Source organism: Streptococcus sp. ELY_86, from assembly GCF_058314495.1.
Genome location: NZ_JBZFUK010000008.1, coordinates 1 through 21,718 on the forward strand (window position 1 = coordinate 1; position 21,718 = coordinate 21,718).

Below are 21,718 nucleotides of genomic sequence, written 5' to 3' on the forward strand. Positions count from 1 at the left end.
GAAGATTAACTAATCCACAGTGGCTTATTCCAAGTGTATCACTTGGGCTTTGGCAGTAGCTAACTGCACTAAATATAATATAAGGAGAACTTGATTTTAAAATGGAAAAGTTTTTTAAACTGAAAGAAAATAAGACCACTGTCCGTACCGAAGTGCTGGCTGGTTTTACGACTTTTTTTGCTATGAGTTACATTTTATTTGTTAACCCATCTATTTTGAGCCAGACAGGAATGCCTTCGCAAGGAGTGTTTCTGGCTACCATTATCGGATCCATTGCCGGAACCTTGATGATGGGGCTTTATGCCAATATCCCTTACGCTATGGCGCCGGGTATGGGGCTCAATGCTTTCTTCACGTATACGGTTGTTTTCTCGCTGGGTTATACTTGGCAGGAAGCCTTAGCCATGGTCTTTATCTGCGGTATCATCTCTATTATTATTACACTGACTAGGGTTCGCCGGATGATTATTGATGAAATTCCCGACAGTCTGAAAAAAGCGATCAGTGCCGGTATTGGTGTTTTCTTAACTTATATCGGTTTAAAAAACGCTGGTTTATTAAGCTTTGCCATTGATCCCGGAACTTATACGGTTTCCGGGAAGGGCGCTGCAAAGGGCCTGGCTTCAATTACAGCCAATTCTTCAGCGACACCATCGCTGGTTAACTTTAACAATCCTGCGGTTGTCGTTGCTGTTATCGGGATTATTATCACTGCCTTTTTCATTATTAAAAATATCAAGGGCGGTGTCATTTTATCTATTATTCTGACGACTGTCATTGCTATTCTGGCGGGGATTGTTGATCTGTCAGCTATTGATTTTTCGGCAAATAACCCGGCAGCAGCCGTCAAGGATTTGGGAACTATTTTTGGGGCAGCTCTTGGAAGTAAGGGCTTAGGAGCTTTGTTTTCTGATGCCGGACGTATTCCTGAAGTACTGATGACAATCTTAGCTTTTGCTTTAACTGATATCTTTGATAATGTCGGTACTTTGATTGGTACAGGTGCTAAAGCAGGCATTTTTGATGTGACAGACGAGTCTCAGTCAAATGGGCTGAAAAACAAGATGGATAAGGCTCTGTTTTCAGATATGGTAGGGACCACCGTCGGTGCCATTGCCGGAACATCAAATGTTACAACCTTTGTTGAATCTGCAGCGGGTATCGGTGCCGGAGGCCGTACAGGTCTGACAGCAGTTGTAGTAGCAGCCCTTTTTGCTGTTTCAAGTTTCTTCAGTCCTTTGCTTGCTATTGTTCCGACACAGGCAACAGCAGCCGTGCTTTTGATTGTGGGGATTATGATGCTGTCAAGTCTTAAAGACATTGAATGGTCTGATATGAGCGAAGCAATTCCAGCTTTTTTCGCGACGATTTTCATGGGTCTGGCTTACAGCATTACTCAAGGAATTGCAACCGGCTTTCTCTTCTATACATTTTCAAAAGTCATTAAAAAGGAAGCTAACGATATCCATCCGATTATTTGGATTCTTGATTTTCTTTTCATTTTGAACTTTATCAGTCTGGCAATCTTATAATCAGTTTAAAACAGGCAGTTAGGTCAGCTTGGAATATTTATTTTTTATACCAATAGAAGGAACAGGACTCTGGCGCTGACTTGGCGGAGCCTTGTCCTTCTTTTTTTGATGCTGTTTGAGCTAAACGGCAAAATCTTTCTTCTTTTTCGGAAAATAGTTGGAAGAGGTAAAACATTTTGATATAATATGTCTATGTTTTACAGCCAAGATGAAAATCAGCTTCTGGCTTTTGGTGAAAAAATCGGTCAAAAGCTTAAAGCTCAGGACGTTCTTATTTTGACAGGTGATTTAGGAGCAGGAAAAACGACTCTTACAAAGGGAATTGCCAAGGGTTTGGGTATAAAACAGATGGTTAAAAGCCCCACCTATACAATTGTTCGCGAGTATGAAGGCCGCCTTCCGCTTTATCATCTGGATGTCTATCGTATCGGCGATGACCCTGATTCTATTGATTTAGATGATTTTCTTTTTGGCGACGGCGTGACTGTCATTGAATGGGGAGAATTGCTAGATGCCGCTCTTTTTGACGATTATTTGACCGTTCGGTTAGATAAGTTAGCAGAGGGCAGGCAGCTGACCTTTATTCCGCATGGGTCACGCAGTCAAGAATTAGCAGAGGAACTTGATCATGACTGAGCAAGAGGTTATTGTTCGCGAGGTGCTGCCTGAGGATGCAGCAAGTTTGTCAGCAGCCCTGAAACAGCTGACAAGAGAGACTGATTTTATTACGCAGGATGAGGACAGCCCTCATATGAATGCCCAGGAAATGCTTGAGTTTATAGAGCAGAAAGCACAATCCTTCAATGAAATCTGTCTGGTCGCTAAGATTGCAGACAGTGTCGTAGGCGTTTTGATGGTCTCAGCTCACGGACACACCCGTATCAATCATATCGGGGAAGTTTTTCTGGCAGTTTTAAAAGACTATTGGGGTTATGGCATAGGCCAGATCCTGATGGAAGCAGCACTGGACTGGGCGAAACACAGCGCTGTCATCCGAAAACTGGAGTTAACTGTTCAGCGGCGCAATGCCAAGGCTGTACATATTTATGAAAAGTTTGGTTTTGAAATTGAAGGCATCAAGAAACGTGGTGCAAAAACAAAAGATGGAGAATTTCTTGATGTTTACCTGATGGGAAAACTGATAGATTAACAAAAAACAGATGAAAATTGGTAAAAAAATTTTAATCATGCTTGTCACCATAGTTCTTACAAGCTTTCTGGCCTTGGGAGTTTATGCGACAAGTATCTATAATTTTTCTTTGGGAGAATTCTCAAAGACGTTTAAGGACTACGGGACAGGGTCAGGGAAAGATGTCATTGCTGACGAAAAACCGTTCAGTATTCTGCTGATGGGAGTAGATACCGGCTCAGCCGAAAGAACTTCCAAATGGGAGGGCAACAGTGATTCCATGATTTTGGTAACTGTTAATCCAAAGACGAAAAAGACAACTATGACCAGTTTGGAACGCGATATTTTGATTAAACTGTCCGGACCTAAAAATAACGATCAAACGGGCTATGATGCCAAGCTGAACGCAGCCTATGCTGCCGGCGGAGCTAAGATGGCAATCATGACTGTTCAGGATATGCTTGACATTACGATTGACAAGTATGTTCAGATTAACATGAAAGGTCTGGTACAGCTGGTAGACGCTGTCGGCGGTATCACAGTGACCAATCACTTTGATTTTCCTATCTCTATAGAAGATCATGAACCTGAGTTTACGGCGTCTGTAGAGCCCGGCCGCCATAAGATTAACGGTGAGCAGGCTCTGGTCTATTCCCGCATGCGCTACGATGATCCGGACGGCGATTATGGCCGGCAAAAGCGCCAGCGTGAAGTTATCAGCAAGGTCCTGAAAAAGATTTTGGCCTTGGACAGTGTCAGCAAATACCGTAAAATCCTGTCTGCTGTCAGCAAGAATATGCAGACTAATATCAAAATTTCCAGCTCTACTATTCCTGATCTTCTGGGCTACAGCGATGCTCTTAAAAATGTTAAAACCTATCAGCTTAAAGGAGAATCAGCTACTATTGACGGCGGTTCTTATCAGCTGGTGACAGCCAAAGAAATGCTCAAAGTGCAAAATCGGATTAAGAAGGAGCTGGGACGAAAAAAATCTACTGCGGAAAACCTGAAAACAACAGCCAGTCTCTACGAAAATCTCTATGGCGATACCAGTGTCTATGACAGTGAGTCAAGCACTTCGGATGCCGGCAGCAGTGATTATTCAGGTTCAAGCGGCTATTCTGATTACGGATCCGGCTCAGCTTATGGTTACAGTTCAGACTCAGGTGCCAACTCCGGCTATAGTTCGGGCAGCGCATCTGATTCAGGTGCTTATTCTAATCAGGGCGGTTATTACAATCAAGGGAATTACCAGCAGCCTGCTTCTGGCTATTAAACAGCAAAAAAGAGAGGTAAGTCTATCACAGTGCTTACCTCTCTTGTTTTATGCTGTGAGCCGATTAATCTTTCTGACTGTATTTTTGAGCTGTTTTCTTAATTTCTGCCAAGTGAGACTGGCTTTCTTCCTGAAGAACTCGCAATTTATACGTCAGCTCTTGGCTGATGGCAGCCAGCTGTTCTTTTTGCTGATTGATGGTGAGCAAATTGTTTTTAATATTGTCAGCATCAGCCTTTGCCTGATCCAGATGCTGCTTGGATTCTGTCAGCGAAGTTTTGATGGAATCTCGCTTTTGATAGAGCCGGTAAAGGCCAGCTCCAAGAATACTTGAGATGATGAAAGTCTTTGTTTTCATGCCTCAATCTCCTTATGAATTTTTTCCGCTAACTGAGCAAGGGCAGGAAAGTCAGGTTCGTGTTCGACAAAGTGGATGGCAAATTCGTCTGAGCCGGCAAAGCGGGGAACCAGGTGCACATGGGCGTGAAAAACGGTCTGTCCGGCTGCTTCTTCATTGTTGTTAACGATATTAAGTCCATCGGCCTCAGTTGCTTTTTTGAGGGCACGGGCAATTTTTGGAATCTTGGCAAACAGCTTGGCTGCACTTTTTTCATCCATAGCAAGCGCATTGCGGACATGCTCTTTAGGCACAACCAGCGTATGGCCTGGGGTAGCTTGGGAAATATCAAGAAAGGCTAAAACATCGTCATCTTCATAGATTTTTGATGAAGGGATGTCACCTGCTATAATCTTGCAAAAAATACAATTGTCCATTAAAAATCACCTTCTTAGCTTGTTTTTGTTATAATATAGTATATCAAAGTTAGAAAGAAACGTCATGTTAAAAATCGAAAACTTGACAGGCGGTTATGTCAATATCCCTGTCCTAAAAAATATCAGTTTCCAAGTGGCAGACGGTGAGTTAGTAGGTCTTATCGGACTCAATGGGGCCGGTAAGTCAACAACGATCAATGAGATTATCGGTCTGTTGACCCCCTATGAAGGAAAGATCAGTATTGACGGTTTGACCCTGTCTGATCAAGAAGAGGCTTATCGCAAGAAAATCGGTTTTATTCCTGAAACCCCCAGTCTTTATGAGGAACTGACTCTGAAAGAGCACCTTGAGACGATAGCCATGGCTTATGATATCGAACAAAAAGAAGCGATGAACCGTGCCCATAAGCTTTTGGAGCTGTTCAGGCTGGAAGATAAGCTCGATTGGTTTCCCAGTCATTTTTCTAAGGGCATGAAGCAAAAGGTGATGATTATCTGTGCTTTTATTGTTGATCCCAGCCTTTTTATTGTTGATGAGCCTTTTTTAGGACTGGATCCTGTGGCTATCTCAGATTTGACAGAGCTTTTAGCGGCTGAAAAGGCAAAAGGGAAGTCTATTTTGATGTCCACACATGTCCTTGATTCGGCAGAAAAAATGTGCGACCGCTTTGTTATTTTGCATGCCGGACAGATAAGAGCTCAGGGCAATTTGGAAGAGCTGCGGGCAGCTTTTGGCAGTCCTAAAGCCAGTCTTAATGATATTTATATGGCTTTAACAAAAGAGGATTGACTTATGAAAACGATATTTAGCAAAAGGCGCTTGGCTTTTATCAGGCAAAGCAGCAAATATCTGCGTTATGTATTCAATGACCATTTTGTTTTAGTGCTGATTTTTCTGCTGGGTTTTCTCATGGTGCAGTACAGTCAGCTGTTAAAGCATTTTCCAGCCAATCATCTGCCAATCATCATTATTTTATCTTTGGCAGTTACAGTCTTGCTGTTTTGGGGAAATACAGCCACTTATCTGGAGACGGCTGATCGGCATTTTTTAATCGCTAAGGAAAAAGAAGTGGTTTCCATAATCAAACAGGCTCAAAAGCGCGCTTTCTTCTTTTGGGGAACGCTGCAGCTTCTTTTTCTTTTGCTCTTAGCACCCTTATTTTTGCGCTTGGGGATGTCTGTGGCAGCTTTTGTGCTCTTTTTACTGGCTTTTCTTACTTTAAAATGGCTGATTATGGCAAAAAAAGTACACATTTTTTTGTCTGGCGGAAAACTTAATTGGACCAAGGCGATCAGTCAGGAAAGAAAGCGGCAGCAGGCAATTTTAAAGTTTTTCTCTCTTTTCACCAATGTTAAAGGACTCTCTGCCAGTGTCAAGCGCCGCTCTTATCTGGATTTTGTGACTGGCTTTTTATCGCAGAAACACAGCAATACGTGGACCCATCTTTATTTACGTGCTTTTTTGCGGAGCGGTGATTATCTGGGTCTTGCTGTTCGCTTGGGAATTTTAAGTCTGATCAGTCTCATTTTTATTGATCAGCCTTTGATGTCAGCAGGTTTAGCCGTGCTCTTTAATTACCTTCTGCTCTTTCAGCTGCTGGCTCTGTATAAGCACTATGACTATCAGTATCTGACAGGCCTTTTTCCGCTTGCCCCAAAAACTAAAAAAGCTAGTCTCAAGCAATTTCTAAGAGCTGTCTTATATCTTTTGACAGCAGTTGAGATGTGCGTCAGCCTTTCTTGGCAGAAGGCGCTTTTTCTGGCGGCAGCGATGATTATTTTAAATGAATTTTATCTGGTTTACAAAATAAAGAAGATAATTGACTAAGCCGTTTAAAACAAGTAAAATAGGACTAGTGATTCGAGAAGAAAAGGAGGGGAAGAGTGTGATCCAATCAGATAAAGATTTAACCTTAACACCCTTAAAAGGGAAAAGCGGTCAAGCCTATATTGGCACTTATCCCAACGGTGATAAAATTTTTGTGAAAATCAACACGACACCGATTCTGGCAGCTTTAGCCAAGGAACAGATTGCACCGCAGCTTTTATGGGCCAAGCGTCTGGGCAACGGTGATATGATGAGCGCTCAGGAATGGCTGGACGGCAGGCTCTTAACCAGAGCTGATATGAACAGCAAGCAAATCATTCAGATTTTGCTGCAGATGCACAAATCAAAGCCCTTAGTCAATCAGCTGCTGCAGTTAAACTATAAAGTCGAAGGGCCGCTTGATTTATTGCTGTCTTGGGAGCGCAGTGCTCCTTATCAAATTGCAGAAAATGCCTACCTGCAGTCTGTGGTTGCGGAGATGAAGCGAAATCTGCCCGATTTTAAAAAAGAGTATGCAACGATTGTTCACGGAGATGTCAGACACAGCAATTGGGTCGTGACCACGAGCGGTCTGATTTACTTAGTGGACTGGGATTCTGTGCGTGTGACAGACCGCATGTACGATGTGGCACATATTTTAAGCCACTATATTCCGCATACGCGCTGGGCGGAATGGCTGACTTACTACGGTTACAAGAAAAACAGCAAAGTTTACCAAAAGATTAGGTGGTATGGTCAGCTTTCTTATCTGTCACAGATTTTAAAATATTATGAAAACCGTGATATGGAAAATGTCAATCAGGAAATCTATGAACTGCGCAAGTTCAGAGATTCTTTTTAGAAAGAAAGCATGAGAGTCAGAAAACGAAAAGGTGCTGAGGAGCATCTGGAAAATAATCCTCAGTATGTTATTTTAAAACCGGAAGAAGCAAAGGGAAATTGGCATACGGTCTTTGGCAATAATAATCCTGTTCACATTGAAATTGGGAGCGGCAAAGGACGCTTTATTACAGGGATGGCTGCTCAGAATCCTCAAATTAATTACATTGGAATTGATCTTCAGGTTTCTGTTCTCAGCCACGCCTTGGATAAGGTGCTGGAAGGCCGGCTGCCCAATGTTCGGCTGCTTTTGGCCAATGGCTCTAGCCTAAGCGATTATTTTGCGGATCATGAAGTTGATTTGATTTACTTAAACTTCAGCGATCCCTGGCCCAAAAAGCGTCATGAGAAGCGGCGCCTGACCCATAAAAACTTTTTAGAGGTTTATCAAAAGATTCTGCCGGAAAAAGGTCAAATCCATTTTAAGACAGATAATCGCCAACTTTTCGAATATAGCTTGGCAAGTTTCTCACAATATGGTATGATTTTAGAGCAGGTATGGTTAGATTTGCATGCCAGTGATTATGAAAATAATGTGCTGACCGAGTACGAAGAGAAGTTTTCTCAGAAAGGCCAGCCCATCTATCGTGTTGAGGCGAGATTTTAGTCTCGCTCTTTACGGAGAGGTCGCATAGTGGCCGAGTGCGCACGCTTGGAAAGCGTGTAGTCCTTAACGGGGCTCGGGGGTTCGAATCCCCTCCTCTCCTTGAAAGATGAGATATAAGAGATAAAGCACTCTTTAAAATTTCAGATTTTTCAAAGATAAAAAGCGGGTCGGATAGTAAAAATCCCGTGTCAGACTTGCATTTTCCTCAATTTATGTTATAATAGTAGGAAATAATACAGAAAGGAGCGAAGTTGTGACTTCGCTCCTTGTGTGTGTAAGGAGGGAAATGCAATCGCAACGATTATTGATATAGTGACACAGACAGTAAGGCCTGTTATTACTGAACCGTTTGAGCTGGTTGATGTTGAGTATGAAAAAATGGGCGGGGATTATGTTCTCAGTATTCTGGTTGATAAACCGGGAGGAATCACCGTCGAAGATACAGCAGAGCTGACAGATATTATCAGCCCCCTGCTCGATACAATTCAGCCGGATCCTTTTCCGGATCAGTACATGCTGGAGGTGTCCAGCCCCGGCCTTGAACGTCCGCTAAAAACTGCAGAAAGTCTGGCTGATGCTGTCGGTCAGTATGTCAATGTGAGTCTCTATCAGGCTATTGACAAAACAAAGGTTTTTGAAGGTGACTTGCTTGCCTTTGATGGTGAAACGCTGACAATCGCTTATATGGACAAGACACGTCAAAAAACAGTCGAGATTCCTTATAAAACAGTAGCTAAGGCTCGTATGGCTGTGAAGCTGTAATCCCTCATATTTTATCTTAGGAAAGGAAACGAACACGGGCTGCAAACTGTGTCAAAAGGCAGGTTTTCCGGGACGAAAACGTCCGTCAGTTAATCTCCCATTTTGATGTTGTTCATTTTATGCCCTCAGTATCTTAATTATGAGTAAAGAAATGCTAGAAGCCTTCCGTATTTTGGAAGAAGAAAAACACATTAACAAAGACGATATTATTGATGCGGTTAAAGAATCACTAAAGTCAGCCTATAAACGGCGCTATGGTCAGTCTGAGAGTGCTGAAATTGAGTTTAATGAAAAAACAGGTGACTTTAAAGTTTTCACTGTGCGTGAGGTTGTTGAGGAAGTCTTTGACAGCCGCCTTGAAATCAGCCTCAAAGATGCTCTTGCCATCAGTACGGCTTATGAATTGGGCGATAAAATTCGTTTTGAAGAAAGTCCCAAAGAATTCGGCCGTGTGGCTGCTCAGTCTGCCAAACAGACTATCATGGAAAAAATGCGTCGTCAGATGCGTGAGGTAACTTTCAATGAATATAAAGAGCATGAAAGAGAAATCATGACTGGAACGGTGGAGCGTTTTGATGATCGCTTTATCTATGTTAACTTAGGAACGATTGAAGCCCAGCTGTCCCGCCAAGATCAAATTCCGGGAGAGACTTTTGCTTCTCACGACCGTATTGAAGTTTATGTTTACAAGGTTGAAAATAATCCTAAAGGGGTTAATGTTTTCGTCAGCCGCAGCCATCCGGAATTTATCAAACGTATCATGGAACAGGAAATTCCGGAAGTTTTTGATGGAACGGTTGAAATCATGAGTGTGGCGCGTGAAGCCGGAGACCGTACCAAGGTTGCTGTTCGCAGTCACAATCCTAATGTTGATGCTATCGGAACAATCGTCGGCCGTAAAGGTGCCAACATCAAAAAAGTTACCAGCAAGTTTCATCCTAAACGTCTGGATCAAAAGACCGGCCTTTGGGTACCTGTTGAAGAAAATATTGATGTCATTGAGTGGGTTGATGATCCGGCGGAATTTATCTACAATGCTATTGCGCCTGCTGAGGTGGATCAGGTCCTCTTTGATGAAGAAGATGAAAGGCATGCGACAGTTGTTGTGCCGGACAGTAAGCTGTCTCTTGCAATCGGCCGCCGCGGGCAGAATGTCCGCCTAGCAGCTCATTTGACGGGTTACCGCATTGATATTAAATCAGCCAGTGAGTTTGAAGAAATGGAAGTTGAATGGGCACAGGAAGATGAGGCAGCTCAGGAGCTGTCTGATCAGGAAGCAGGTTCTGAAGAAACTGCTGAGGCTGATTTTGCTCAGGAACTTGTCTCAGACGATATTGAGTAGAAAAGTCGGAGGTGTTTGATGGCAAAAACAAGAAAGATACCGTTGAGAAAGTCTCTTGTTTCGGGTGAAATCATTGATAAGCGTGATTTGCTCCGCATTGTCAAAACCAAGGAAGGCCAAATTTTTATTGACCCTACCGGCAAGAAAAACGGTCGGGGTGCCTATATCAAGATTGATAACGAAGAAGCATTGAAGGCTAAGGAAAAAAGGGTTTTTAACCGCAGCTTTGCCATGGAAGTTCCTGAGAGCTTCTATGATGAATTGATTGCTTTCGTTGATCATAAGGTGAAAAGAAGAGAGTTGGGTCTTGAATAAGTTAGAAAAGCTGTCACATTTATTAGGTCTGGCTCAGCGGGCGGGACGTCTTATTTCCGGTGAAGAACAGGTTATTAAAGCCATTCAGACCGGAAAAGCCCGGCTTGTCTTTTTAGCCAATGACGCCGGAGCTAATCTGACCAAGCAAGTGACGGATAAAAGCAACTATTATGATATAGAAGTCTCCACAGTGTTTTCAACACTGGAATTAAGTGCCGCTATCGGCAGAAGCAGAAAAGTGCTTGCTGTTACGGACACTGGATTTTCAAAGAAAATGAGGACTCTTATGGATTAGAAGAATAGGAGGACAAGATTTGTCTAAGAAAAGATTATACGAAATTGCCAAGGAAATTGGCAAAGGAAGTAAAGAAGTTGTCGAAAAGGCAAAATCGTTGGGCCTAGAAGTAAAAAGCCACGCTTCGAGCGTGGATGAGCAGGATGCTAAGCGCATTGCAGAAAGTTTTGCAGCTCCGCAGAAGCCAAAGGCTGCAGCAGCTCCGAAAGAAGCGGAAAAACCGCAAGATAAGCAACCGGCTGCAGATGCTAAAGCAGAAGCTAAGCCGGCTCGTCCCAGACCGCAAAATCGGAATTTTAAGGCAGAACGTGAAGCGCGTGCCAAGGCAGAAGCGGAACGGCGTGCCAGCGGCCGCCGCAATGAAGGGCGAAACAGCCGCGGCAATGACCGTGACCGTCGCAATGACAATCGTTATCAAAACCGTCAGGACAGCCGCCGGGGAGACAGCCGCAGCCGCGGCCGTCAAAATGACAATCGCCGCGACAGCCGCAATCAGGCAGCTAACCGCCAAGCTTCTTCAAGGGGCATCCAAGCAGAACCGCGTATCGATTTTAAGGCGCGGGCAGCTGCTTTAAAAGCGGAGCAGAATGCTGAATATTCCCGTCAGAGTGAAGTGCGTTTCCATGAAGCTGAAGAAAATAAGCGGCGTCAGGCAGCGCAGGCTCAGGAAAAAGCCAGAAAGGCTAAAGAGGAAGAGCGAAACGCTGCAGCAGCGCTTGCTCAGGCAGCAGTACCTTCGGAACCGCTGCAAACTCAGCCGGCAGCCGCAGCTCCAAGTCCGGCAGCACCGGACAAACGCCGGAAAAAACAGACCCGTTCAGATAAATCACGTGATTTTGCACATGAAAATGAGGACGGACCAAAACAAAATAAAAACAAGAAAAATCGGAATAAGCAAAACCAAGTGAGAAACCAAAGAAATAGTAATTGGAACAAGAAAAATAAAAAAGGCAGAAACAATCGCAGTCATGACAGCAGTCCAAAACCTGTGACTGAGCGCAAGTTCCATGAATTGCCTAAAGAGTTTGAATATACAGAAGGCATGACAGTAGCTGAGATTGCAAAACGTATCAAGCGTGAACCTGCAGAAATTGTTAAGAAGCTCTTTATGATGGGAGTGATGGCAACGCAGAACCAATCTTTGGACGGAGATACGATTGAACTTTTGATGGTTGATTATGGTATTGAAGCTCATAAGAAGGTTGAGGTTGACACGGCTGATATTGAGCGTTTCTTCGTTGAGGATGACTATCTCAATCCGGAAAATATGGTGGAACGTGCACCTGTTGTGACGATCATGGGACACGTTGACCATGGTAAGACAACGCTCCTTGATACGCTTCGCAATTCACGGGTTGCCACAGGTGAAGCAGGCGGAATCACTCAGCATATCGGCGCTTATCAGATCGAAGAAGCCGGCAAGAAAATTACTTTCTTAGATACGCCGGGGCACGCGGCCTTTACCAGCATGCGCGCGCGCGGGGCTTCTGTGACGGATATTACTATCCTTATCGTCGCAGCTGATGATGGGGTTATGCCTCAGACCATTGAAGCGATTAACCACTCAAAAGCAGCCGATGTGCCGATTATTGTTGCTATCAACAAGATTGATAAGCCGGGTGCCAATCCGGAGCGTGTTATCGGAGAATTGGCAGAACACGGTGTTATCTCAACAGCTTGGGGCGGTGACTCTGAATTTGTTGAAATCTCAGCAAAATTCGGCCAAAACATCGAAGAGCTACTGGAAACAGTCCTCCTTGTTGCGGAAATCCAAGAACTCAAGGCAGATCCGACAGTCCGTGCCATCGGTACTGTTATTGAAGCGCGTCTGGATAAAGGTAAGGGAGCCGTTGCTACGCTTTTAGTTCAGCAAGGAACCCTGCATGTTCAAGACCCGATTGTTGCCGGCAATACTTTCGGCCGTGTCCGTGCTATGACTAATGATCTTGGCCGCCGTGTCAAAACAGCCTTGCCATCAACACCGGTATCTATTACCGGCTTAAATGAAGCGCCTATGGCGGGAGACCATTTTGCGGTTTATGAAGATGAAAAAGCTGCTCGTGCCGCCGGTGAAGAACGTGCTAAACGTGCCTTGATGAAACAGCGTCAGCTGACGCACCGTGTCAGTCTTGACAATCTCTTTGATACCCTTAAAGCCGGTGAAGTGAAATCGGTCAATGTCATCATCAAAGCAGATGTTCAGGGTTCTGTTGAAGCCTTAGCATCTTCTCTTCTTAAGATTGATGTTGAAGGTGTCAAGGTAAATGTTGTCCATTCAGCCGTTGGTGCTATCAATGAATCAGATGTGACCTTGGCTGAGGCTTCTAACGCTGTTATTATCGGCTTTAATGTCCGTCCGACACCGCAGGCTCGCCAGCAGGCAGAGGCTGATGATGTTGAAATCCGTCTGCATTCAATTATTTATAAAGTTATTGAAGAGGTGGAAGATGCCATGAAAGGAATGCTGGATCCGGAATTTGAAGAAAAAATTATCGGTGAAGCTCTTATCCGTGAAACCTTCAAGGTTTCTAAAGTGGGTACAATCGGCGGCTTCCTAGTAACCAGCGGTAAAGTGACACGTGACTCCAGCGTTCGCGTTATCCGTGACGGTGTCGTAGTTTTCGATGGCAAACTGGCCAGCCTTAAACATTACAAGGATGACGTCAAAGAAATCTCTAACGGCCAAGAAGGCGGCTTGATGATTGAAAACTACAATGACATCAAAGTTGATGATGCTATTGAAGCCTATATCATGGAAGAAATTAAGCGCAAATAAGTTCTGCGTGCAGACGTAGTTGAATATTTTCTCACTAAAAGAGAAATATTAAAAATTTAGTGAAAGGAATTGAACCCGAAGGAGGAGCCTGACGTTTAGGAAACTGATAAGAACTGCTGATTTCTTAGACAGGCTAAATTGTTCTGCTCTTCGTTCGCTCTTGGTATCTTAATTATGTCAAACCACCGTGTTGATCGCGTCGGGATGGAAATCAAACGTGAAGTCAATGAGATTTTGCAAAAGAAGGTTCGTGATCCGCGCGTTCAGGGAGTAACGATAACGGATGTCCAAATGCTGGGCGACTTGTCCTTGGCTAAGGTCTATTATACGATTATGAGCGATCTGGCTTCAGACGGGCAAAAAGCGCAGCAGGGTCTTGAAAAAGCGACCGGAACCATAAAGCGTGAATTAGGGAAAAACCTGACCATGTATAAGATTCCGGATCTCCAGTTTATCAAGGACGAATCCATTGCATACGGCAATAAAATTGACCAAATGCTTAGGGATTTGGAAAAAAGAAATTGAGCAAACAAAAACGATTTTTCCCTTTGTTTGTCAGCTGCTGCAAAAGCAGGTAATAGGTGTCAAAGCCTTCGTGAGGATTATAAGTCCAATGAAGGCTTTTTCTTTTGTTTTGAGCTGTTTATGTTGACAAATGTAAACAAAAAGAATAAAATATATCTACAAACGTAAACAAGTATATCTGATTCCCTAATGTCTTACTGCTGAGAGTGCCTGTTTGCTGATCTTACGTCTGGCTGTTAGAAGCAGATGGGATTATTTGTTCTCAGAACATTAGGGAGGTATCTTGCTGAAAGGAGGAGCTTAAATGACAACTATTTCAAATGCAGAGTGGGAAGTGATGCGCGTTGTCTGGGCCAAACAGAAAACAAGCAGCAGTGAAATCATTGCTGTACTGAGTCGGGCCTATCGTTGGTCTGCTTCAACGATTAAAACGTTAATCACTCGTTTATCAGAAAAAGGCTATGTAACCAGCCAGCGTCAAGGAAGAAAATATATCTATTCCAGCTTAATTTCAGAAGAGGAAGCTCTGGAGCAGCAGGTGTCGGAAGTTTTCTCCCGCATTTGTGTCACGAAGCATCAAGCTTTGGTGAAGCATTTGATTGAAGAGACGCCCATGACTTTGTCTGATATTGAGGAGTTAGAAGCTTTGCTGTTGTCCAAAAAAGCAAATGCCGTTCCTGAAGTTAAGTGTAATTGTATTGTCGGGCAATGTTCTTGTCACGAACACTTGGAGGTGGTATCACAATGAGTGAAGAAGTATTTTTGATAGACGGGATGACCTGTGCTTCCTGTGCTGTCAATGTGGAAAATGCAGTCAAAAAACTGGATGGTATTAACAGTGCAGTTGTCAATTTGACAACTGAAAAGATGACCATAGATTATGACGCCGGTAAGGTCAATGAAGCAGTTGTTTCTAAGGCTGTCGCTGATGCGGGCTATGCTGCTAAAATTTATGATCCGGCTACTGCTGAAAGTCAGGAAGACCGGGAAGAACATAAGCTGGAAGGGATTAAAAAGCGTCTTTTATGGGCGTCTGTTTTCACCATTCCGCTGTTTTATATTTCCATGGGCAGCATGATAGGGCTGCCGCTGCCTAGCTTTCTGGCGCCGGAATCTGCACCAATTGCCTATGCCAGTGTTTTGCTGTTTTTGACCATTCCAGTCGTCATACTGAGCCGGAATTTTTATGACAACGGTTTTCGTTCGCTCTTTAAGGGACATCCCAATATGGATTCGCTTGTCGCTTTGGCGACAACGGCAGCTTTCCTCTACAGCCTTTACGGGACCTATCATGTCTATCTGGGACATGTTCACCATGTGCATCATCTCTACTATGAATCAGTAGCCGTCATTTTGACTCTGATTACTTTGGGGAAATATTTTGAAACTCTATCTAAAGGCCGAACATCAGATGCTATCAAAAAACTGATGCACCTATCAGCAAAAGAAGCTGTCATTCTTCGTGACGGCAAAGAAGTCCGTATTCCAATTGAAAATGTAGAAATTGGGAACCATATCTTGGTTAAACCGGGAGAAAAAATTCCGGTTGACGGCCGTGTGCTTTCCGGACATTCTGCTATCGATGAGTCCATGCTGACCGGAGAGTCTATTCCTATTGAAAAAACAGCAGACAGCCCGGTTTACGGCGGATCGATCAACGGACAGGGCAGCCTGGTCTTTGAAGCAGAGAAAGTTGGCAACGACACTCTTTTGTCTCAGATTATTAAACTGGTTGAGGATGCCCAGCAAACAAAGGCTCCTATTGCTAAAATTGCTGACAAGGTATCTGCCGTTTTTGTTCCTGTTATTATTGTTATCGCTTTGCTGACAGGATTGTTCTGGTATTTTGCAATGGGACAGGACTTCACTTTTTCAATGACAGTCAGCGTAGCTGTTCTTGTTATTGCCTGCCCTTGCGCATTAGGTTTGGCAACACCAACCGCTATTATGGTGGGTACAGGCCGGGCTGCCGAAAATGGTATTCTCTACAAACGCGGTGATGTGCTGGAATTAGCTCATCAAGTTGACACCATCGTTTTTGATAAGACAGGAACCATCACTCGTGGCAAACCTGAAGTTGTCAGCAGCTTTTCATATGGGTCTGATGCGTCTGTGCTGCAATTAACAGCATCTCTGGAAGCTCTGTCTGAGCATCCTTTGAGTCAGGCTGTCGTTGATTATGCTCAAAAAGAAGGACATACCCTGCTTGAAGCTGAGGATTTCACATCGCTGACAGGCTTTGGGCTCAAAGGCCGCGTAGCTGGGACAGAGCTTTTGGTTGGCAATGAAAAGCTTATGCGGCAAAATCATATTTCTCTTGAAAAAGCTCAAGATGATTTCAAGAGAGCAACGGCTGAGGGTCAAACACCGATTTTTGTTGCCGGAGACGGCCGACTTTTGGGCTTGATTACGATTGCTGATAAGGTTAAGCCTGACAGCAAGACAACTGTCAAAGCCTTGCAGGATATGGGGATTGAAGTTGTCATGCTGACCGGTGATAATGAGGAAACAGCCAAGGCGATTGCCAAGGAGGTTGGTATAACAGCAGTAATCAGTCAGGTTCTGCCGCAGGAAAAAACGCAGGCCATTCTTGATTTGCAGGCCGAAGGCAAAAAAGTTGCCATGGTTGGAGACGGTATCAATGATGCTCCGGCGCTTGCGACAGCGGATATTGGTATTTCCATGGGATCAGGAACAGATATTGCTATGGAATCTGCGGATATTGTCCTCATGAAACCGGCTATGCTTGATATTATCAAAGCACTGAAAATCAGCCGGGCTACCATCATTAATATCAAAGAAAATCTGTTCTGGGCTTTTATCTACAACGTTTTGTCCATCCCTATTGCGATGGGTGTCCTTTATCTCTTTGGCGGAACGCTCCTTGATCCGATGATTGCAGGTCTGGCTATGAGTTTCAGTTCGGTTTCTGTCGTGTTAAATGCTCTGCGTCTTAAAATAGTAAAATTGTAAAAAGGAGAAAAATATCATGGAAAAAACATATCATATTAACGGATTAAAATGCCAAGGCTGTGTTGACAACGTCACCAAACGTTTTTCAGAATTAAAAAAAGTAGACAGCGTCAAAGTTGATCTTGATAAAAAAGAAGTCACTGTGACCGGCAATCCCAGCAAATGGTCTTTAAAACGTGCGCTAAAAGGAACCAAGTATGAATTGGGAGCCGAAGTTTAGCCATCTTCAAAATTATTAAAAAACAAGCGGAGAAGCAGGCTGTTGCTGCAGCAATCTTTCCGCTTCTTTTTTATGAGAACATGATTAACAGACCCCTTATTATGGTGGGGATGTGCTATTTTCTTAAATGTGGTAAACTAGACAATAGATTGATTTAGAAAAGGTCGTAACTATTTTGCTTAAGTTAATTGCTATTGATATGGACGGAACGCTCTTAGACAGTCAAAAAAAGCTTCCTCAGAGAAATATTGATACCATTCGGGAGGCGGCTCAAAAAGGGCACAAGATTGTCATTTGCACAGGGCGCATTCAAAGCGGCGTAGAGCCCTATTTTGACAAATTGGGCTTAGATGCAGCCAAGGAATATGCTATTTTAAATAACGGCTGTTCCCTTCATGCTATCAATGAGGACTGGCAGTTACTGAGTTACCATAAACTGGATTTTCCTGATATCCGCTACCTTTACAGTCTTTTAGAGGGCTATCCTGAGATTTACCTGACCCTGATTGCCGATGTGGATTATTTGGTGCTGGCCGATGAAGTACCGGACTTGGTAGCTTATGATGCCGGCTTAGTCTTTACAGAAGCCAAACCGGTCAGTTTGACAGATGTGAAGACGGCAGACAAACCGGTTTTTCAGGCCATGTACATGGGAGAGCCTGATGCGATGGATGCCTTTCAGGCTGATTTTGAAAGAGAATTAGCCGAAAAGTTCAGCATGGTTAGAAGTCAGTCCTACCTTTTTGAAGCTATGCCCAAAGGAATTACCAAGGCAAGCGGCTTGAGGGAATTGGCTCAAAAGCTGGATGTGCAGACAAAAGATATTGTGGCCTTGGGGGATGCAGCTAATGATCTTGAAATGATGAAGATGGCAGGATTCAGTGTTGCCATGGGAAATGCTGCCCAAGAGGTTAAAAAAATTGCAGATGCCGTAACCGTCTCAAACGATGACGCCGGTGTAGCTGAGGCTATCCAGAAATACGTCTTAAAAGCAAGAGACTGATGTATGTATTGCCGCAAATACTGGCTTAAAGCAGTTTATAAGGAAACGGCAAGAGGCCGGGACAAAGATAAGCTTTGTTCCGGCCTCTTGTTTTTTTATGACAGTTTCTGGAAATTCTTATGATGTTTGTAGATGGCCAAAAGGCTTGACAGACTGATGAAAATATCCATACAGACAGCCGGATAAGCCTTGATAGTGATGTCATAGACCAGCCACAGCAGCATGTTTTCGATGATGAGCCAGCGCAGAATCTGCATTTTGGAGGTTAGAAAGGTCGTTAGAGTATAAGACACCGAAGAGATGATTGGCAGATAGCCGATAAAACCTAAATTGTTGACCCAGCTGCCGAGGACGATTTGAATTAGTACCAGACAAATGGTGATCCATTTGGTGTTTTTTTGCTTGATAATCAGTGTGTTTCTGATGATGGAGACGCTGATTGTCACAGCACCTGTGTAACCCCCTAAAAGGAGATTGGCTGTGATGGTGAACAGGTAATCGCTGATTTGCCAGCGCAGCATCTGCTGCTTATTTTTAGTAAAGGAAGAATAGGCCAGGCAAAACGCACCCAGACCGGAAAAAATCATTGCTATAGGAAGTTTCATTAGTCATCACCCTGTTTTGTTCGGAACACAGAAAAAAACACCTCATGTGTCGCTATTCTTTATTATAAGCAAAAGAATTCAAAAAGCAATCCCCATTTCACGTGACAGTTCTGAGGAAGCAAGATTTCATTTTCCTTATTGAACGTCTTATCTTCGTATTTTGACCTCTTATCCAAAAAGCCGAGATTTTTCCAGTAAACTTTTGTTAGACTGCAGTCAGACAGAATAAGAAAGGACTTTCTAATGATGATTCTCAAAACGCAAGGTCTCGTTAAAACTTACGGCAAGCATATTGCAGTCAATAATTTGGATATTGCTATTGAAAAGGGGAGCTTTACCGCTGTTTTAGGCCCTAACGGTGCCGGTAAATCATCTGTCATCCAAATGCTCATCGGCCTCTCCCAGCCTGATGCCGGCAAAGTCATCTACACGCAGGAGGCAAAAATCGGAGTGGTTTTTCAAAACAGTGTCTTAGATGATATGCTGAGCGTTAAGGAAAACTTACAAATTCGGGCACGCCAGTACAAGAAGGTTGCCCCTCAAAAGATAGAGGAGCTCGTTGACAAGCTGGGGCTGACGCATTTTATCAACCAGGCCTATGGAAGCCTGTCAGGAGGGCAAAAAAGACGTGTTGATATCGCGCGTGCGCTGCTTAACAGTCCTGATATTCTCTTTTTAGGCGAACCGACAACGGGTCTTGACATTCAGACCCGGCAGGCCATCTGGGATTTGCTGAATCAGCTTCAGCAAAAAGATCAGCTGAGCATTGTTTTAACAACTCATTATCTGGATGAGGCAGACAGTGCTGATATGGTCTATATTGTTGATCATGGACAAGTCATTGCCCAGGGCACAGCCAGCCTCATCAAGGAAAAATATGCCAAGAATATTCTTAAACTGCAAAGCAATCAGCTGAACCGTCTGCTTGACTGTCTGAAAGACACTGAGATTGAACAGGTCAGAGAAAATGAAGTCATTTTAAGGCCTGAAACGGCTGAACTGGCTATGGATATTCTGAGCCACTGCCGAGACTTTATTCATAATTTTGAATTTCGTCCCGGCACTATGGATGATGCATTTATGACCCTGACCGGACAGGAGGTACGTTAAATGTCAGCTTTAGTTAAACGAAACTGTATTCTTTATTTCCGCAACCGCAGCGGTGTGATTTTTTCGCTGATGGGAGCACTTATTTCTTTCATTCTTTATCTTGTTTTTCTTAAGGATAATATTGAGTCTTCTTGGTCGCGGATTGACGATACCAATCAGCTTTTAGACACATGGCTGATAGGAGGAACACTGGCTATCACGGGAATTACCACGACCTTGTCCAGCCTGTCTCAATGGACAAAGGACAAAGAAAGTCATGTCCGTCAGGATCTCTTGATTACGGACCTTGGTTACTGGCCTTTGTCTTTCAGCTATATTATCAGTGCTGCCCTTGTTGGTTTTGCCATGCAGCTGATTATGCTTGCTATTATGGGAAGCTACTTTTATATCGTTGATCAGGTCAGTTTTTCTTGGTCGGTGTGTGGCCTCAGCTCATTGCTATTATGCTTTTAAATACCCTGATATCAACCCTGCTTAATGCGCTTTTGGTCAGCCGTATCAGCTCAGTAGACAATCTCGGCAAACTGGCGACTATTTTTGGAGCTGCTTCAGGTTTTCTTGTAGGAACCTATGTTCCTATCGGTGCCCTTCCCGACTTTGCTCAAATCTTGATGAAATGCACACCGGGAGCCTATATTGCTTCTTTGTTCAGGCAGGTACTTATGGCAGATGCCCTCAAAGATAATTTCAGTCAAAGCGATGCCAGAGAACATTTTGAGAAACTCATGGGCATACGCTTAGATTGGCAGGATTTGTTGACAAATGTTCAGACATACTATATAGTGATAGGTATCTTAGCGGCCGGGCTTGTGCTTTTCAGTTTGCAAACTGCTCTGCTACAGCGCCGATCCCTTGTTTAGAGAGGTAGTTTAGGTGGTAAAAAGTCAATTTGAACTGGATTCACAAATTCCAGTCCATACGCCCCTTGTTTTGGTCAAGGCAGCAGAAAAAACGGATGATATTCAGCGCTTGCTTGATTATATTGATAACTATCAGCTGCCTGCAAGCAGCGCCATTCCCATCAAGAGTATGGATAAGATCATCATGCTCAAACTCAGTGAGATTATCTTGGCTGATGTCAGTCAGACGACCCTGAAAATTTATACCTTAAAGGGTGTCTATACGACAACAGAAACACTGGTTCATTTTTTAAACCGCCTGAATAAATCCAACTTTATCCAAATTTCAAAGCATGCCCTGATTAATCTTGACCATCTGGAATCACTGTCTGACAGTTTTTCGGGCAATATGATTGCCAAGTTAAGCAACAATATTAAGTCCAGCGTGAGCCGTAAGTATGTTAAACTCCTGATGGCTCAGCTGGGGCTTTAGAAAGGAAGCCGGAATGAAAAAAGTATTCAGTGCTATGCTGTCGGGGCTTCGTACGGGCAGTCTGACCTACCTCTTAGTTCTTCTCTTTGACATTCAGAAATCACCGGTCAGCAAAAGCAATATTATCAGTATTTTAGTCATGAGTGCTGCCATCGGACTGGTCAGTCTTATATTTGAAAGTGAGCGTTTTTCATTTCTGTTGCTTTTGGCTGTCCATTGTTCAGTCACTTTGGGCCTTGTTTTAGCTATGATGATTTACAACGGCTGGCAGGACGTTTTGCTTCATCCGAGTTTCTGGCTCGATTACTTTCTGATTTATGTTATTATCTGGTGCTTTGTGCGTTTGGATATTTATCTCAAAACCCAAAAAATCAACCAGGCCTTATCGAAACGCCAGCACTCTAAAAATCAAGAGCAGTGAACTCTTGGTTTTTT

23 protein-coding genes, 1 tRNA gene and 3 pseudogenes are annotated in these 21,718 nt (G+C 43.6%); 24 read left to right on the forward strand and 3 right to left on the reverse strand.

Annotated features, from left to right (window positions below):
- Positions 1-101 precede the first annotated feature (101 nt).
- The 4 genes from AC4HAN_RS09395 (at position 102) to lytR (ending at position 3,937) form a co-directional block, all read left to right on the forward strand.
- Entirely contained in the window at positions 102-1,532 is a 1,431-nt protein-coding gene (locus tag AC4HAN_RS09395; protein WP_491092274.1) for an NCS2 family permease, read from the forward strand.
- A 192-nt stretch (positions 1,533-1,724) separates the two neighbouring features.
- Positions 1,725-2,168: a tRNA (adenosine(37)-N6)-threonylcarbamoyltransferase complex ATPase subunit type 1 TsaE gene (gene tsaE, locus AC4HAN_RS09400; protein WP_491092275.1), complete on the forward strand. Its 444-nt coding sequence runs from the start codon at positions 1,725-1,727 to the stop codon at positions 2,166-2,168.
- The gene (locus tag AC4HAN_RS09405) at positions 2,161-2,682 is read left to right on the forward strand and encodes a GNAT family N-acetyltransferase (protein ID WP_491092276.1); all 522 of its coding nucleotides are present in this window, start codon (positions 2,161-2,163) and stop codon (positions 2,680-2,682) included. The genes tsaE and AC4HAN_RS09405 overlap by 8 nt, the downstream gene beginning before the upstream one ends.
- Positions 2,683-2,692: 10 nt before the next feature.
- A complete protein-coding gene (gene lytR, locus AC4HAN_RS09410) occupies positions 2,693-3,937 on the forward strand; it encodes a glycopolymer--peptidoglycan transferase LytR (RefSeq protein ID WP_491092277.1) in 1,245 nt (414 codons plus the stop codon).
- Positions 3,938-4,001: 64 nt separating this feature from the next.
- Here the strand turns inward: lytR and AC4HAN_RS09415 are convergent, their stop codons facing one another.
- Both AC4HAN_RS09415 and AC4HAN_RS09420 read right to left on the reverse strand, forming a co-directional pair.
- The gene (locus AC4HAN_RS09415) at positions 4,002-4,295 is read right to left on the reverse strand and encodes a hypothetical protein (RefSeq protein WP_491092278.1); all 294 of its coding nucleotides are present in this window, start codon (positions 4,293-4,295) and stop codon (positions 4,002-4,004) included.
- Positions 4,292-4,711 carry an HIT family protein gene (locus AC4HAN_RS09420; protein ID WP_491092279.1) on the reverse strand — a complete coding sequence of 140 codons (420 nt, stop codon included), beginning with the start codon at positions 4,709-4,711 and terminating at the stop codon, positions 4,292-4,294. Before AC4HAN_RS09420 ends, AC4HAN_RS09415 begins: the two co-directional genes overlap by 4 nt.
- Before the next feature lie 64 nt (positions 4,712-4,775).
- Between AC4HAN_RS09420 and AC4HAN_RS09425 the strand changes: the two genes are divergently transcribed.
- The 16 genes and pseudogenes from AC4HAN_RS09425 (at position 4,776) to AC4HAN_RS09500 (ending at position 18,236) form a co-directional block, all read left to right on the forward strand.
- The gene (locus AC4HAN_RS09425; RefSeq protein WP_491092280.1) at positions 4,776-5,501 is read left to right on the forward strand and encodes an ABC transporter ATP-binding protein; all 726 of its coding nucleotides are present in this window, start codon (positions 4,776-4,778) and stop codon (positions 5,499-5,501) included.
- A 3-nt stretch (positions 5,502-5,504) separates the two neighbouring features.
- Positions 5,505-6,539 carry an ABC transporter permease gene (locus tag AC4HAN_RS09430; protein WP_491092281.1) on the forward strand — a complete coding sequence of 345 codons (1,035 nt, stop codon included), beginning with the start codon at positions 5,505-5,507 and terminating at the stop codon, positions 6,537-6,539.
- 58 nt (positions 6,540-6,597) lie between these two features.
- The gene (ccrZ, locus tag AC4HAN_RS09435) at positions 6,598-7,380 is read left to right on the forward strand and encodes a cell cycle regulator CcrZ (RefSeq protein WP_491092282.1); all 783 of its coding nucleotides are present in this window, start codon (positions 6,598-6,600) and stop codon (positions 7,378-7,380) included.
- Positions 7,381-7,389: 9 nt separating this feature from the next.
- Entirely contained in the window at positions 7,390-8,025 is a 636-nt protein-coding gene (gene trmB / locus AC4HAN_RS09440) for a tRNA (guanosine(46)-N7)-methyltransferase TrmB (protein WP_491092283.1), read from the forward strand.
- A gap of 13 nt (positions 8,026-8,038) precedes the next feature.
- Positions 8,039-8,125, forward strand: a tRNA-Ser gene (locus tag AC4HAN_RS09445).
- A gap of 170 nt (positions 8,126-8,295) precedes the next feature.
- Positions 8,296-8,787 carry a ribosome maturation factor RimP gene (gene rimP, locus AC4HAN_RS09450; protein ID WP_491092284.1) on the forward strand — a complete coding sequence of 164 codons (492 nt, stop codon included), beginning with the start codon at positions 8,296-8,298 and terminating at the stop codon, positions 8,785-8,787.
- A 139-nt stretch (positions 8,788-8,926) separates the two neighbouring features.
- Complete coding sequence (gene nusA / locus AC4HAN_RS09455) at positions 8,927-10,129, forward strand: transcription termination factor NusA (protein ID WP_491092285.1); 1,203 nt, start codon at positions 8,927-8,929, stop codon at positions 10,127-10,129.
- A gap of 18 nt (positions 10,130-10,147) precedes the next feature.
- Positions 10,148-10,444, forward strand: coding sequence for an RNase P modulator RnpM (rnpM, locus tag AC4HAN_RS09460; protein ID WP_491092286.1), 297 nt, complete (start codon positions 10,148-10,150; stop codon positions 10,442-10,444).
- Positions 10,437-10,739: a YlxQ-related RNA-binding protein gene (locus AC4HAN_RS09465; protein WP_491092287.1), complete on the forward strand. Its 303-nt coding sequence runs from the start codon at positions 10,437-10,439 to the stop codon at positions 10,737-10,739. The genes rnpM and AC4HAN_RS09465 overlap by 8 nt, the downstream gene beginning before the upstream one ends.
- Positions 10,740-10,758: 19 nt before the next feature.
- Positions 10,759-11,389, forward strand: a pseudogene (locus AC4HAN_RS09470) (translation initiation factor IF-2 N-terminal domain-containing protein); the annotation flags it as partial.
- Between the two features lie 125 nt (positions 11,390-11,514).
- Positions 11,515-13,515, forward strand: a pseudogene (infB, locus tag AC4HAN_RS09475) (translation initiation factor IF-2); the annotation flags it as partial.
- A 174-nt stretch (positions 13,516-13,689) separates the two neighbouring features.
- Positions 13,690-14,040, forward strand: coding sequence for a 30S ribosome-binding factor RbfA (rbfA, locus tag AC4HAN_RS09480; protein ID WP_491092288.1), 351 nt, complete (start codon positions 13,690-13,692; stop codon positions 14,038-14,040).
- A 304-nt stretch (positions 14,041-14,344) separates the two neighbouring features.
- Positions 14,345-14,788: a CopY/TcrY family copper transport repressor gene (locus tag AC4HAN_RS09485; RefSeq protein WP_491092289.1), complete on the forward strand. Its 444-nt coding sequence runs from the start codon at positions 14,345-14,347 to the stop codon at positions 14,786-14,788.
- Positions 14,785-17,013 carry a heavy metal translocating P-type ATPase gene (locus AC4HAN_RS09490; protein ID WP_491092290.1) on the forward strand — a complete coding sequence of 743 codons (2,229 nt, stop codon included), beginning with the start codon at positions 14,785-14,787 and terminating at the stop codon, positions 17,011-17,013. Before AC4HAN_RS09485 ends, AC4HAN_RS09490 begins: the two co-directional genes overlap by 4 nt.
- Before the next feature lie 16 nt (positions 17,014-17,029).
- Entirely contained in the window at positions 17,030-17,233 is a 204-nt protein-coding gene (gene copZ / locus AC4HAN_RS09495) for a copper chaperone CopZ (RefSeq protein ID WP_491092291.1), read from the forward strand.
- A 175-nt stretch (positions 17,234-17,408) separates the two neighbouring features.
- Entirely contained in the window at positions 17,409-18,236 is an 828-nt protein-coding gene (locus tag AC4HAN_RS09500; RefSeq protein WP_491092292.1) for a Cof-type HAD-IIB family hydrolase, read from the forward strand.
- A gap of 95 nt (positions 18,237-18,331) precedes the next feature.
- On the opposite strand, the gene AC4HAN_RS09505 is transcribed toward AC4HAN_RS09500, so the two are convergent.
- Entirely contained in the window at positions 18,332-18,841 is a 510-nt protein-coding gene (locus tag AC4HAN_RS09505) for a YgjV family protein (protein ID WP_491092293.1), read from the reverse strand.
- Positions 18,842-19,087: 246 nt separating this feature from the next.
- On the opposite strand from AC4HAN_RS09505, the gene AC4HAN_RS09510 reads away from it, so the two are divergent.
- From AC4HAN_RS09510 to AC4HAN_RS09525, 4 genes and pseudogenes are all read left to right on the forward strand, one after another.
- Positions 19,088-19,951, forward strand: coding sequence for an ABC transporter ATP-binding protein (locus tag AC4HAN_RS09510; protein ID WP_491092325.1), 864 nt, complete (start codon positions 19,088-19,090; stop codon positions 19,949-19,951).
- Positions 19,952-20,811, forward strand: a pseudogene (locus AC4HAN_RS09515) (ABC transporter permease).
- A 13-nt stretch (positions 20,812-20,824) separates the two neighbouring features.
- Entirely contained in the window at positions 20,825-21,283 is a 459-nt protein-coding gene (locus AC4HAN_RS09520) for a LytTR family DNA-binding domain-containing protein (RefSeq protein WP_491092294.1), read from the forward strand.
- Between the two features lie 13 nt (positions 21,284-21,296).
- Positions 21,297-21,704: a DUF3021 domain-containing protein gene (locus AC4HAN_RS09525; protein ID WP_491092295.1), complete on the forward strand. Its 408-nt coding sequence runs from the start codon at positions 21,297-21,299 to the stop codon at positions 21,702-21,704.
- Positions 21,705-21,718: the final 14 nt, after the last annotated feature.